At 62.0% G+C, this 13,704-nt stretch carries 8 protein-coding genes; 6 read left to right on the forward strand and 2 right to left on the reverse strand.

Features of this window, described 5'->3' with window-relative positions:
• Positions 1-2: 2 nt before the first annotated feature.
• Positions 3-4,820, forward strand: coding sequence for an NEL-type E3 ubiquitin ligase domain-containing protein (locus BM403_RS16615; protein ID WP_093543779.1), 4,818 nt, complete (start codon positions 3-5; stop codon positions 4,818-4,820).
• Between the two features lie 5 nt (positions 4,821-4,825).
• Here BM403_RS16615 and mnmC read toward each other — a convergent pair whose 3' ends face one another.
• Positions 4,826-6,805, reverse strand: coding sequence for a bifunctional tRNA (5-methylaminomethyl-2-thiouridine)(34)-methyltransferase MnmC2/FAD-dependent 5-carboxymethylaminomethyl-2-thiouridine(34) oxidoreductase MnmC1 (mnmC, locus tag BM403_RS16620; RefSeq protein WP_093543781.1), 1,980 nt, complete (start codon positions 6,803-6,805; stop codon positions 4,826-4,828).
• A 157-nt stretch (positions 6,806-6,962) separates the two neighbouring features.
• Between mnmC and pap the strand changes: the two genes are divergently transcribed.
• From pap to BM403_RS16635, 3 genes are all read left to right on the forward strand, one after another.
• Positions 6,963-8,477 (forward strand): polyphosphate:AMP phosphotransferase, encoded by a 1,515-nt coding sequence (gene pap / locus BM403_RS16625; RefSeq protein ID WP_015885087.1) that lies wholly within the window; start codon positions 6,963-6,965, stop codon positions 8,475-8,477.
• A 440-nt stretch (positions 8,478-8,917) separates the two neighbouring features.
• Complete coding sequence (locus tag BM403_RS16630) at positions 8,918-10,102, forward strand: thiolase family protein (RefSeq protein ID WP_093543783.1); 1,185 nt, start codon at positions 8,918-8,920, stop codon at positions 10,100-10,102.
• A 247-nt stretch (positions 10,103-10,349) separates the two neighbouring features.
• A complete protein-coding gene (locus tag BM403_RS16635) occupies positions 10,350-11,306 on the forward strand; it encodes a DMT family transporter (RefSeq protein ID WP_015885085.1) in 957 nt (318 codons plus the stop codon).
• Between the two features lies 1 nt (position 11,307).
• Here BM403_RS16635 and BM403_RS16640 read toward each other — a convergent pair whose 3' ends face one another.
• A complete protein-coding gene (locus BM403_RS16640; RefSeq protein WP_046036071.1) occupies positions 11,308-12,690 on the reverse strand; it encodes a class II fumarate hydratase in 1,383 nt (460 codons plus the stop codon).
• 193 nt (positions 12,691-12,883) lie between these two features.
• Between BM403_RS16640 and BM403_RS16645 the strand changes: the two genes are divergently transcribed.
• Together BM403_RS16645 and BM403_RS16650 are read left to right on the forward strand one after the other, a co-directional pair.
• Entirely contained in the window at positions 12,884-13,402 is a 519-nt protein-coding gene (locus BM403_RS16645; protein ID WP_015885083.1) for a DUF2059 domain-containing protein, read from the forward strand.
• A 6-nt stretch (positions 13,403-13,408) separates the two neighbouring features.
• Complete coding sequence (locus BM403_RS16650) at positions 13,409-13,702, forward strand: BolA family protein (RefSeq protein WP_015885082.1); 294 nt, start codon at positions 13,409-13,411, stop codon at positions 13,700-13,702.
• Positions 13,703-13,704 lie beyond the last annotated feature (2 nt).

Here is a 13,704-nt window from a genome sequence, read left to right on the forward strand (position 1 = left end):
CTATGCCTGCAGTGACCCCTGCCACTCCCCAACCCTTGAGCCCCGAGATGAAGCTGGCGGCTCTTTTACAACTGACCGGCGACTTGGACAAAGCCGACGTACTGCACCAAAAAATACCGAGCTGGATGTACAAGGCTAAACCTCAGGTATTGGCGCAAATGGAGGATAACTTTAAGAGCGCTGGCCCTTATGACGACAAGGTCAGAAGGATTTTTGCCCGGCTGAAAAGCCTGAAGCGGTTTTGTGTCGAGACGTTGACCGCTGCGTTGTTGTCCGAGTACGGCGTGTCACTGAATGTCGAGTCTGACGAGTTGTGGATCAAGCGAGCCCATGTGAAGGTGGATGCGATCTTGCCGCATCCCCAACGCTACGTGACCTACAGCGTGGAAAAACAGACGCTGCTCGAGGCAGCCATGCGCAACTTCTCGGAGGACGAGACGCGTACGGTGGTGCTTGCGCCCAATGCCAATATTCATCAAGGCGGTACCCCGACGGTTGTCGTTGATATCAGCGCGGCAGGTTTTGTGCGGTTTTGCCGGAAGTTGAACCTGGGCGATCGTTACCAGAAACACCTGAAAGCGTCGATCAACCTGTTGACGCCCCAGGCGCAGGAGTCGGTGTACAACCCGGATGCGACTGATATCAAGCGCTTGAAAGTGCATGAAATGCGCACCGACGTTTTTATCGCCTACTCCCAGGGCGTCATCGGTGTCGAGGCTTATGGCATGTTGCTGGCGCTGACCCACAATGGCGAAGACATCACGCGCGAGCAGGTGGAGGCCGTGCGTTACCGCGACACGCCGCTGGTTTGGCAGGGTTTGAAAATACTCGACGCCTGCATTTGGGGCGTCGTGGTTTTTTCCGCTGAACCGATCGACAAACACCCCCAAACCCCCTGCGTCGTCTACATGCCCGGAGACCTGTACCGGCCCCTCTATGAATACACGAGCTTTGAGGCTTTTCAGACCTACTTGTCCGATACCTTGAAAGTGCAAGCCTATGCCCAATCGTTCTCTCGTTATCTCGACGAAGAGATCCGGCTGGATTTTTACAAGGAACTTTCCAGCCGTTCGTCATTGGGCGTGATCGATGCATGCCCGATGACCAAGGGGCTGTTTCAGTTCTTTTTCGAGAGCTTGATCGGCAAGATGCAGAAAGACGCACGGATACTCGCCGTGCCGACCGAGGACATTGACGAGCAGGCGCGTGAAGAGCGGCGCCTGGGTTACTTGAGCACCGGGTTGACCATCGCCAATATCGCCGGCCTTTTCGTCCCGGTGATAGGCCAGTTGATGATGGGAGTGGCGATCGGGCAAATGCTCGGTGAAGTCTACGACGGCGTGGAGGACTGGCAGCACAAGGATAAGGTGCGGGCATTTGAACACTTGCGCGCTGTGGTGGACAGCCTCGCGGACATGGTGTTGTTTTCCGCCGGTGTGTCAGTCGGGGGTGCCGTTAAACGCAGTTTTACCCGCAGCCTGGAATTCTTCGACAGTTTTGAGGCCGTGCAGAGCGTCAATGGTCAGCGCCGTCTGTGGCGGTCGACCCTGATGCCTTACCAGCATCCCATGAGGATCGGTTCCGAACAGTTGTCCGACGCCGAGGTCGTGTACAACGTGGATGGGCTGTCCTTCATCAAGCACACCGGGCAGACGTACCGGGTGGCATTTGATCCCGAGATAGACAGTTGGCGCATCCGACATCCGGTGCGCAGCGATGCCTTTGCCCCCCCGGTGGAGCACAACGGAGCGGGTGGTTGGAAACATATCTACGAGCGTCCCGAGGACTGGGGCGCGTTGTACACCCTCGGGCGCTTGGAGCCGCGTATTGAGGCCGTCGAGCCGCGACGCCTGGAGCAGGCGTTGATTGCAACCGGTACCGAGGTCGAGCCGCTGCGCCAACTGGCCGGACGCAATCTGCGGTTGCCGGCCAGTTTCAACGATTGCGCGGAACGCTTCCGCCTGGATCACACGATCAGCGAACTGATTACCCAGTTGGAAAGTCGCAGCACCGCCACCGTTGCCAGCGATGAACTGCAGCTCAAGGCGTTGCCCCTGATGCGTGAGTGGCCAGAGGGGCGCTATATCAAAGTGTTGGATGACACCACAAACGAGGTCGTCAGGTACCCCGCCGAAGCCCGGGTGGATGAAACCCTCAGCATTCACGTCGCACGGGATCAGTTGGGCACGGGCAACCTGCTGCGTACCGTGGTCGATGGCTTGTCTGCGCAGGAACTGGACACATTGCTGGGCAACGGAGTGACGGGTGACAAGTCGCGGCTCCTGGCCGCACGCTTGGCACGGTCGCTCAAAGCCAACCGGCAACCCCTGTTTAACCGGCTCTATCAGGAATACGACCAGCCTGTCGGCGGCTGGCAGGCCCTGTTGGCGGAACAGGTGCCGGGCTTGCCGGTACGGGTCGCCCAGGCGTTGATCGAAAACGCCTCCAGTGTCGATCGCAGCTATTTGCGCTATTCCCGCAAGGTCCCCCTGAGCCTTTCGCAGACGGCGAAGGAGGCCCAGGCCGGCATCCGCCTTGACCGCATCAATACCAGCTTTTATCTGCCGGCGCTGGCCGATGCGCAGACATGGCGCTTATCCACGCAATTATTGCCGCATATGCCCGGCTGGCCGGCCAAGGGGGCCGTACAGTTGCGAGAAGGCTCGCTCAAAGGTCCGCTGCTTGCCAGCGCAGAGGCGCCAGGCGCAGAGCCGGGTAACGTAGTCGTGCAGACCGGTACCCACTTCCAGGCGTATGGCGTCGCAGGCCAGAAACTCGGCGAGGGTGGCGAGGGGGGCGCCGGTTTCTACCAGGCCCTGCTGCAGGCCATGCCCGCCGAACAGCGCGCGGCATTGAGCGTGAGCGTGCCCAGCGGAGTAAACGCCGAATTGTTGCGCTATCGGCTATTTGACGTTTCCAGTACCCGACGCGCGGACGCCCTGCGGGCGTTTGAAGGCAAGCCACGGCGCGTGGTACCGAGCTGCGTGCAGGCCGATTCACCGCTCATTGGGACGGCCATCCACTACACCCGTAGCATGGTGCGCAAGGTCCGAAAGCTCTACCCCGAGTTCACCGACCGACAGGTCGATGAGTTTCTAAAAGGGCTGGGAAATACGGATCTGGAACGGGCCCGAGCCCTTGAGCAACGCCATCGGCAAAAGGCAATACTGGATCGCACACTCAAGGATTGGGTCAGTGAGGAGGTGACCGTCCCGCGCCAGGGCGGGTCCCCCCATGACTATCGCCAAAGCCGGCAACAGGTCGCTGATCGGCTGCGCGATTGTTGGAGCCAGATGACTCGGGCGAAAAGCTATCGGCAGATTTCGTACCCGGGGCTGGTGCTTGACGACATGCGCGTGGGGCGTTTGCCGATATGGCCGGCTGATATGGCATTCGACCATGTGCAGATTCTGTCCCTGCGCAACATGGCCCTGGAGTCTGATGTGGCCTACTTTCTCAAAGCCTTCAAAAGCGTGCGGGAGCTACGGCTCGATGGTAACCAGATACGTTGGTTGCCGGAGGTGTTGTCCCATATGCCGAAGCTGGAGTCGTTGAGCCTGGCCAATAATCGGATCAATCTTTCCGGCCAGGCGGCGCTCAAGTTGGCAGCCATGAGCAACCTGCACACCTTGAACCTGGCAAAAAACCCGTTAGGCGAAACCCCGGATGTGAGCGCCATGAAGCAATTGCGTAAGCTGAACCTGAGCGAAACACGGGCCCGAGAGCTGCCCTCTGGGTTGCTGACGCGCCTGCATTTAGAAAGCGCCATGCTGGAGGGCAACGATATCGTCGAGCTGCCCGAGGCGCTGTTCAGTGCCCCGATTGCGGTCACCGAAAAAATTCAACTGTCGCATAACCCCGTCTCCTCGCGCAGCCTGGCAAAACTCAAGGCGTACCAGCAGCGCACGGGAGTGGGAATGGGCCTGATGGACGACGAGATCGGCATGCTCAGCGAACAGTTCGCCAGGGAAGCGCTGGTGCAAGGTGATTCAGCCGCGACCTATTTGCAGCGCCAGGACACGTGGCAAAAGTTGCGAGACGAATGGAATTCCGAAGCGTTCTTCAGCGTGATACGCCAGATGACCCGCTCCAATGAATTCCGGCAGGTGCCGGTCGAATTGCGACGCCGGGTCTGGGGGGTACTGGATGCCGCGGCAAAGGACCATAAACTGCGCGATTTTCTGTTCAGCCTTCCAGAGGGGCTGCCCAATTGCATCGATGGCGCGGCCTACTGTTTCAGTGAGATGGAGGTCGCCGTGTTGCTTGACCAGGCCGTGGGCGAGGCGGGTCTGATCCAGCCCGATCAGCTCGATGTGGCGACACAGTTGAAACTGGGGCGCCAGCTGTTTCGCATGGCGCAGTTGGACATGATTTCCGACGACTACAGCCTGCGCAATAAAGTGATCGACAAACTGCAGGTTCGGCTGGTGTACCGCAGTCGGCTGGCCGAGACGCTGGATTTGCCTGGGCAGTCCTCCAACATTGCCTATCAGCACGTGGGTGGTGTCAGCGATGAAGATATCCAGGAGGCGGTGCAGCAAGTCACCACACGGGAGATGTCATCGAGCCTGGCCACATTTATTGCGGACCAGAGCTACTGGCTGGAGTACTTGAGACGCCAATACGTCACCGAGTTCCAGGCCGTCGAAGACCGCTTCAGCACGCGCCTGGATACGCTTTCGGTGAATGACGACGGCTACCTTGATGACACCGTTGCGTTACAGGTTGAACGCAGGGCGTCGCTGGATAGCTTGGCGAACAGCTTGACGCAGGATGCCCTGGAGACCGTCGAGCGACTTGCCCAGGCGTGCAGTGTGTAAAACCCTCAGGACGTGCCCCGGATCAATCCCCGCAGGGCAAAACGGTTGGGGTGGCAGGCGTGGGCGACGCTGGCGGGGACGGGCAGCGGTTCGTCATTCAGCCAGGCGGCCAGCAGCTCTGCCGCCAGCGGGGCGGTGATGAGGCCCCGTGAGCCGTGCCCGCTGTTGATATACAGGCCATCGAGCCAGGGGCAGGCAATGTCCGGGACTTGCCGAGCATCCTTGCGCAGCGCCGCGTAGGCCATGTGGAACGCCTCGCGGTCGGCCAGTGGCCCGACAATCGGTAGATAGTCGGGGCTGGTGCAGCGAAAGGCCGCACGGCCTTGCAGGTGCTCGGGGTCGAGGGTGTCGGCGTGCAGGCGTTGCAGCAGGTCAACGGAGATTTCCCGCAACATCTGCAGGTTACCGAGGTGTTCGGCGGTGCTGGGGGTGAGGTCTTCGCTGGCGAAGTTGAAGCTGGCGCCGAGCGTATGTTCCCCCAAGCGCGCAGGCGCGACGTAACCCTCGGCGCACACCACCGTGGCCAGTGCCTGGCTTTGCGGGGTTTGCGGCAGGCGGCTGATTTGCCCGCGAATGCGTTTGAGGGGCAGCTCGGCGCTGACCGGGAAGCGGTTGATCTCGGCGGCGCCGGCCAGCACCACCACGCTGGCGCTGGCCAGCAGGGTGTGACCGTCGTGGGCGTGCCATTGGCCATCGGCCTGGCGCAACTCAAGGGCCTCGCGATGCTGCAACAGCGTGATCAGCGGATGTGACGCTTGCCACTCACACAGTGCCGGCGGATGCACCCAGCCGCCTTCGGGGAAAAACAGCCCGCCGTGTTCCAAGGCGACGCCGGCGCGCGCCTGGGCCTGCGCCTGATCCAGCACGTGCAAAAGCTCCGGCGCGAAGGCTTGGGCCAGCTGCGCCTGGCGTTCGGCCTCCTTGGCATTAAACGCCAGTTGCAGCACGCCGCAACCGTCCCAGTCGACGCCACGGTGCAGGTGTTCGAGCAGCCGGCGGGTATGGCCGAAGCCGCTGAGGATCAATTGCGACAGCGCCGTGCCATGCGCCGAAAGCTTGAGGTACAGCACGCCCTGCGGGTTACCCGAGGCTTCCTGCGCCAGCGCCGCGTGACGCTCCAGCAGCGTCACCTGCCAGCCGCGTGCCGCCAGGCTGGCGGCGCTCGTGCAGCCGGCCAGGCCGCCGCCGATCACCAGGGCCGTGCGCGCGCCGGGCAGCGGCGCGGGGCGGGCAAACCAGGGTTTGATAGCCTCCGGCGCGGGCGTTTCGGCGGGCCAGCCGAGAAACTCGCCGCGCAGGATTTCCCACTTGTGGCCGATGCCCGGCGTGCGCTTCATCTTGAAGCCGGCGGCGTTGATCAAGCGGCGCACCCAGCCGGTACTGGTAAAGGTGCTGATGGTCGAGCCGGGGGCCGCCAGCCGCGCCAGTTCGGCAAACAGCTCGGCGGTCCACATGTCGGGGTTCTTGGCCGGGGCAAACCCGTCGAGAAACCAGGCGTCGACCTGGGCGTCCAGTTGGGGCAATTGTTCCAGGGCGTCGCCGATCAGCAGCGTCAGCGTCACGCGGCCGTGAGCCAACACCAGCCGTTGGAAGCCTTGATGAATGGCGATGTACTGCGCCAGCAACTGATCGGCAAACGGCTGCAGTTCCGGCCAAAGGGCGAGGGCACGCTGCAGGTCGGCGTGGCTCAGCGGGTACTTTTCCACGCTGACAAAATGCAGGCGGGCACCGGCCACGGCGTGTTGCTCGAACAACTGCCAGGCGCAGAGAAAATTCAACCCCGTGCCGAAACCGGTTTCGCCAATTACCAAGTGGCCCTGGGCCGGCAGGGCGGCGAAGCGCTCCTGCAAACGGTTCTGTTCGAGGAACACGTAGCGCGTTTCTTCAAGGCCCGACTTGTCGGAGAAGTACACATCGTCGAAGACCCGCGAGTGTGGGCGACCTTGCTCATCCCAGTCGAGCTGGGCGTGGGTAACGGGGTTCATGGGCGACTCATAGGCAATAGAAGCAGGCAAAGGCAAGGCGGCCATTCTAGCTGATCAACAGGCGTTGAATTGACCTACGGCAAGCACGCGTGGAATTTCCTCCCGCACTGCGTTGCCCAATCCGCTAGTCTTGAGCCATCTTGAAACGGAGCTGCCCATGTTCGAATCCGCCGAAATCGGTCACGCCATCGACAAAGACACCTTTGAGGCCGAAGTGCCGGCCCTGCGCGAAGCCTTGCTGGAAGTGCAGTACGAACTGCAACAGCAGAAGCGCTTCCCGGTGATCATCCTGATCAACGGCATCGAAGGCGCCGGCAAGGGCGAGACGGTCAAGCTGCTGAATGAATGGATGGACCCGCGCCTGATTGAAGTGCGCACTTTCGACCAGCAGACCGACGAAGAACTCGCCCGGCCACCGGCCTGGCGCTACTGGCGCCAACTGCCGGCCAAAGGGCGCATGGGGATTTTCTTCGGCAACTGGTACAGCCAGATGCTGCAAGGCCGGGTGCATGGGCAGATCAAGGACGCCCGGCTTGACCAGGCCATTGCCGGCGCCGAACGCCTGGAAAAAATGCTCTGCGACGAAGGCGCGCTGATCTTCAAGTTCTGGTTCCACCTGTCCAAGAAGCAGATGAAGGCGCGGCTCAAGGCCCTGGCCGATGACCCGTTGCACAGCTGGCGCATCAGCCCGTTGGACTGGCAGCAGTCCGAGACCTACGACAAGTTCGTGCATTTCGGCGAGCGCGTGCTGCGGCGTACCAGTCGCGACTACGCGCCGTGGCATGTGATCGAAGGCGTCGACAGCAACTATCGCAGCCTCACCGTGGGCAAGATCCTGCTCGAAGGCCTGCAAAACGCCTTGAAACTGCCCAAGGGCAAGGCCAGCGGCATGAACCCGGCACCGTTGCCGTCGGCTGTCGACCAGATGAGCCTGCTCAACAGCCTCGACATGACGCTGCACCTGGACAAGGACGATTACGAAGAGCAGCTGATCACCGAGCAGGCGCGGTTTTCTGGCCTGATGCGCGACAAACGCATGCGCAAGCACGCTCTGGTCACGGTGTTCGAAGGCAATGATGCGGCGGGCAAGGGCGGGGCGATTCGCCGGGTGGCGGCGGCGCTTGACCCACGCCAGTACCATATCGTGCCGATCGCCGCGCCCACCGAAGACGAACGTGCCCAGCCTTACCTGTGGCGGTTCTGGCAGAAAATCCCGGCACGGGGCAAGTTCACCGTGTTTGACCGCTCCTGGTACGGCCGCGTGCTGGTGGAGCGGATCGAGGGCTTCTGTACTCCGGCCGACTGGCTGCGCGCCTATGGCGAGATCAATGACTTTGAAGAGCAACTGCGCGACGCAGGGGTGATCGTGGTCAAGTTCTGGCTGGCCATCGACAAACAGACCCAACTGGAACGCTTCCAGGCGCGTGAAGAGATCCCGTTCAAGCGCTTCAAAATCACCGAAGACGACTGGCGCAACCGCGACAAGTGGGATGACTACCGCGCCGCCGTGGGCGATATGGTCGACCGCACCAGCACCGAAGTCGCGCCCTGGACGCTGGTGGAAGCCAACGATAAGCGCTGGGCGCGCGTCAAGGTGTTGCGCACCATCAACCTGGCCTTGGAGGAGGCGTTCGCCAAGTCCGACAAGCACGATAAAAAGAAAAAGAAATAATGGCCGTCAGGCTTGCCTATTGTAGTGAGCGGGCTTGCCCCGCGCTGGGCTGCGGAGCAGCCCCAACCCAGGGCCCGTGTCCTATCAGGCAAACCTGATTGGCAGTTTTTGGGGCTCGCCTATTGTAGTGAGCGGGCTTGCCCCGCGCTGGGGCGCGAAGCGGCCCCAACCCAGGCGCCGCGTCCTTTCAGACAAACCTGATTGGCACGTTTTGGGGCCGCTTCGCAGCCCAGCGCAGGGCAAGCCTGCTCACTACAACAGCCTCAATCACCACAACAACCCCAATCACAACAACAAGCCCGGATCGCCCCCACAACAACCCAGGTCACCGCAGGGCGAGCACGCGGGCCATGCTTTTGTATACGCCGGGTGAATGATCGTCGCGGTTGCGCGGGGCTGGCTCTATGCTCGATCCAACCACCACACGATCGAGGTAGCCCATGCGTGAAGTAGTGATTGTCGACAGCGTGCGAACCGGCCTGGCCAAATCCTTTCGCGGTAAGTTCAACCAGACCCGCCCGGATGATATGGCGGCCCATTGCGTCAACGCGCTGCTCGCCCGCAACGGCATCGACCCGGCCACGGTGGAAGATTGCATCGTCGGTGCCGGTTCCAACGAAGGCGCGCAGGGCTACAACATCGGCCGCAACGTGGCGGTGCTCTCGCAACTGGGTACGGGGACGGCGGGCATGACCCTCAACCGTTTCTGCTCGTCGGGGTTGCAGGCGATTGCCATCGCCGCCAACCAGATCGCCTCGGGCTGCAGCGATATCATCGTCGCCGGGGGTGTCGAATCCATCAGCCTGACCCTGAAAAGCGTCAACACCGACAACCTGATCAACCCGCTGTTGAAAGAGCAGGTGCCGGGCCTCTACTTCCCCATGGGCCAGACCGCCGAGATCGTTGCGCGTCGCTACAACGTCAGCCGCGAAGAACAGGACCTGTATGCCCTGCAAAGCCAGCAGCGTACTGCCCAGGCCCAGGCCGATGGGCTGTTCAACGATGAAATCGTGCCGATGGCGGTCAAGTACAAGGTCGAGGACAAGAACACCGGCGAAGTACAGGTGCTTGACGGCGTCGTTGATCGCGATGACTGCAACCGCCCCGACACTACGCTGGCCAGCTTGCAGGGCTTGAAACCGGTGTTCGCCGAGGACGGCTCGGTGACGGCGGGCAACTCCTCGCAGCTCTCCGACGGTGCGTCGATGACCCTGGTGATGAGCCTGGAAAAAGCCCTGGCCCTGGGGCTCAAGTCCAAGGCGTTTTTCCGTGGGTTTACCGTGGCGGGCTGCGAACCGGACGAGATGGGCATCGGCCCGGTGTTCTCGGTGCCTAAGCTGCTCAAGGCCAAGGGTTTGCAGGTGGCGGATATCGACCTGTGGGAACTCAACGAAGCGTTCGCCTCCCAGTGCCTGTATGCGCGCAATCGCCTGGAAATCGACAATGCCCGATACAACGTCAACGGCGGCTCGATCTCCATCGGGCACCCGTTCGGCATGACCGGTTCACGGCAGGTCGGGCATTTGGTGCGTGAGTTGCAGCGGCGTAATCTGCGCTACGGCATCGTCACCATGTGCGTGGGCGGCGGCATGGGCGCGACGGGGCTCTTCGAAGCCGTGCGCTAGAACCGGAAGCGGATTTGTGTAGTGAGCAGGCTTGCCCTGCGCTGGGGCGCGAAGCGGCCCCAAAACCTGCCAACCAGTTCTGCCTGAAAGAACGCGGCGCCTGGGTCGGGGCCGCTTCGCAGCCCAGCGCAGGGCAAGCCTGCTCACTACACCCACCCTGCTTCCCTATTTTGAACTGCGGCGTATCTACAATTGTGCGCTTGCCCCTAGAATGCCCGCTCCACTTCCTCTGGCTTCTGAGGCGCTCATGCACATCTCTTCCGGCCGCTGGGTCTATGGTTTTCTCCTGACCCTGCTGACCGCGCTGCTCTGGGGCATTCTGCCGATCAAACTCAAACAGGTCCTGCAGGTGATGGACCCGATTACCGTCACCTGGTTTCGCCTGACCGTGGCCGGTGGTTGCCTGTTCATCTACCTGGCGCTTACCAAACGCCTGCCCAGCCGCAAGGTGCTGGGCCCCAAGGGCGGCTGGCTGGTGGGAATGGCGGTGTGTGGTCTGGTGGGCAACTATGTGTTGTACCTGGTGGGCCTGAAAATGCTCAGCCCCGGCACCGCGCAGTTGGTGGTGCAGATGGGGCCGATCTTTTTGATGATCGCCAGTGTGTTTGTGTTCAAGGAGCGCTTCAGTCGCGGACAGGTGCTGGGGTTGTTTGTGTTGATCGCAGGCTTTGGCCTGTTCTTCAATCAGCGCCTGGAAGAGTTGCTGACGTCCCTCGGGGCCTACACGGCCGGGGTACTGACGATCCTGCTCGCCACCTCTATTTGGGTGTTCTACGCCCTGGGTCAGAAACAGCTGCTGACGGTGTGGAATTCGTTGCAGGTCATGATGGTGATCTACCTCACCTGCGCGTTGTTGCTCACGCCCTGGGCACATCCCTTGGAGGCACTGGACCTGAGCCCGCTGCAAGGCTGGCTGTTGCTGGCGTGCTGCATGAATACCCTGGTGGCCTATGGCGCCTTTGCCGAAGCGCTCGCCCACTGGGAAGCCTCGCGGGTCAGTGCGACGCTGTCGCTCACGCCGCTGGTGACGTTTGTGGCGGTGGCCTTGGCGGCTTGGCTGTGGCCCGAATATGTGCAGGCCGAAGAAATCAACGCCCTGGGGTATGCCGGGGCGTTGGTGGTGGTACTGGGCTCGGCGACCGTGGCGCTGGCGCCGTCGTTGCTCGCCGGGCTCAAGGCCCGGCGGTTGCGGGTGACGTCCTAGGCTAGGCGCCCAGCATGTCTTGCGGTCGAACCCATTGGTCGAATTCCGCATCGGTGAGGTAGCCCAGGTCCAGCGCCGCCTCCCGAAGCGTCAACCCTTCGGCGTAAGCCTTCTTGGCGATCTCTGCGGACTTGTCGTAGCCGATGTGCGGGTTGAGCGCTGTGACCAGCATCAATCCACGTTCCAGGTGTGCGGCCATCTGCACGGGGTCGGGTTCGAGCCCGGCCACGCAGTGTTCCTGGAAGTTATTACAGCCGTCGGCCAGCAGGCGGATCGATTCCAGCAGGTTGTGAATGATCACCGGCTTGTACACATTTAACTGCAAGTGCCCTTGGCTGGCGGCGATGCCGATGGTCACGTCGTTGCCCAAGACCTGGCAGGCCAGCATCGACAGCGCTTCGCACTGGGTAGGGTTGACCTTGCCGGGCATGATCGAGCTGCCCGGTTCGTTGGCCGGCAACTTCACCTCCGCCAGCCCGGCGCGCGGGCCGGAGCCCAGCAGGCGCAGGTCGTTGGCGATTTTCATCAGGGCCACGGCCAGGGTTTTCAGCGCGCCATGCAGGGTCACCAGCGGCTCGTGGCCGGAGAGGGCGGCGAATTTGTTCGGCGCCGTGACAAACGGCAGTCCCGACAGCGCCGCCAGTTCGGCGGCAATCGCCTCGCCAAACCCATGGGGCGCATTCAGCCCGGTGCCGACAGCGGTGCCGCCCTGGGCCAGCTCGCACACGGCGGGCAGGGCGCTGCGAATCGCGCGTTCGGCGTAATCGAGCTGGGCGATAAAGGCTGAGAGTTCCTGGCCAAAGGTGATCGGCGTGGCATCCATCATGTGGGTGCGACCGGTCTTCACCAGCTTCATATGCCGCGCGGCCAACTCGGCCAGCCCGCCGGACAGTGTCGCGATCGCCGGCAACAAGCGCTGATGCACTGCTTGTACAGTCGCAATGCTCATGGCGGTCGGGAAGCAGTCATTGGAACTCTGGGAGCGGTTGACATGATCGTTGGGGTGCACCGGGCTCTTGCCGCCTCGCGGGTTGCCCGCCAGCTCATTGGCGCGGCCGGCGATCACTTCGTTGGCGTTCATGTTGCTCTGGGTGCCGCTGCCGGTCTGCCAGACCACCAGGGGGAACTGGTCGTCGTGTTGACCCGCCAGCACTTCGTCGGCGGCCTGTTCGATCAGGCGGGCGATGTCGGCAGGCAGGTCGCCATTGCGGTCGTTGACGCGTGCCGCGGCTTTCTTGACCAGGGCCAGGGCGTGCAGTACCGCGAGGGGCATGCGTTGTTCGCCGATGGCGAAGTTCACCAGCGAGCGTTGGGTCTGCGCGCCCCAGTAAGCGTCATCCGGGACATGGACTTCTCCCAGGCTGTCGGTTTCGATACGGCTCATCGGGCACACTCCTTCAGGTTCGTTTGCGCAGTTTAGGCTGTGATGAGCCCTGGGGGTTCCCCTAAAAGACTTTTCATCGGATTGGGCGCCGCAAATCCAGGCCCTACAAGGCGTGGGGTTGAGCCATGGCGTTTTTTAGGCGCAGAATGGGCGCCCTTGGGGTCTTACCTCGCCTGCTAGAAAAGGAAACTCGATGACTCGTCTTCGTGCCATCTGTACCGCGGTTGCTCTGGTTTGCGCCAGCGGCCAGGTTTTTGCCGATACCGCCAGCCACAACGCCAGTGCCGAAGCCTTCCTTACCCTGGCCCATGCCGACAAGCTGGGTACCCCGGTGTACATGCAAGTGCAGCAAATGTTCGCCCAGCGTTTCGAACAGACCAAGGCGCCTGCCGCCAAGCAGTCCGTACTGGACAGCTACCAGGCCAAGGCCAACGCCGCCCTGGACCAGGCTATCGGCTGGCCAAAGCTGAAGCCTGACATGGTCAAGCTCTACACCACCAACTTCAGCGAATCCGAACTCAAGGACCTGGTTGCCTTCTACCAGTCGCCACTGGGCAAGAAAGTCCTGGAAAAAATGCCGCAACTGACCCAGCAATCGGCCCAGATGACCCAGCAAAAGCTGGAAAGCGCCGTGCCGGTGGTGAACAAGCTGTTGGAAGACATGACCAACGAGCTGACGCCAAAAGCCGCCGCACCGGCCAAGAAGAAGTAAGCAGGAATGACCATGCAACAGCGTATCGAAACGGCGCTTGCCGCCCTGGGCACCGACCACTTGAGCGTGCTGGATGAAAGCCATATGCACAGCCGTGGGTTGCAGACCCACTTCAAGGCCGTGCTGGTCAGCCCGCAGTTCGAGGGGCTCAACCGCGTCAAGCGCCACCAGAAGGTCTACGCCACCCTGGGTGACCTGATGAGCGAGTTTCATGCGCTGGCGCTGCATACCTACACGCCTGATGAATGGGCGAAAATCGACGCAGCCCCGGCCTCGCCGACCTGCGCCGGCGGGCACTGACA

The sequence above is a fragment of the Pseudomonas sp. OV546 genome (genome assembly GCF_900116845.1).
In the GTDB taxonomy this organism is placed as follows: domain Bacteria; phylum Pseudomonadota; class Gammaproteobacteria; order Pseudomonadales; family Pseudomonadaceae; genus Aquipseudomonas; species Aquipseudomonas petroselini.

Excerpts from the sequence above, each read along its gene's own strand:
- BM403_RS16630 (WP_093543783.1), top strand. The coding sequence starts at position 8,918 with ATGCGTGAAGTAGTGATTGTCGACAGCGTGCGAACCGGCCTGGCCAAA.
- BM403_RS16650 (WP_015885082.1), top strand. The coding sequence starts at position 13,409 with ATGACCATGCAACAGCGTATCGAAACGGCGCTTGCCGCCCTGGGCACC.
- BM403_RS16645 (WP_015885083.1), top strand. The coding sequence starts at position 12,884 with ATGACTCGTCTTCGTGCCATCTGTACCGCGGTTGCTCTGGTTTGCGCC.
- BM403_RS16635 (WP_015885085.1), top strand. The coding sequence starts at position 10,350 with ATGCACATCTCTTCCGGCCGCTGGGTCTATGGTTTTCTCCTGACCCTG.
- pap (WP_015885087.1), top strand. The coding sequence starts at position 6,963 with ATGTTCGAATCCGCCGAAATCGGTCACGCCATCGACAAAGACACCTTT.
- mnmC (WP_093543781.1), bottom strand. The coding sequence starts at position 6,805 with ATGAACCCCGTTACCCACGCCCAGCTCGACTGGGATGAGCAAGGTCGC.
- BM403_RS16640 (WP_046036071.1), bottom strand. The coding sequence starts at position 12,690 with ATGAGCCGTATCGAAACCGACAGCCTGGGAGAAGTCCATGTCCCGGAT.
- BM403_RS16615 (WP_093543779.1), top strand. The coding sequence starts at position 3 with ATGCCTGCAGTGACCCCTGCCACTCCCCAACCCTTGAGCCCCGAGATG.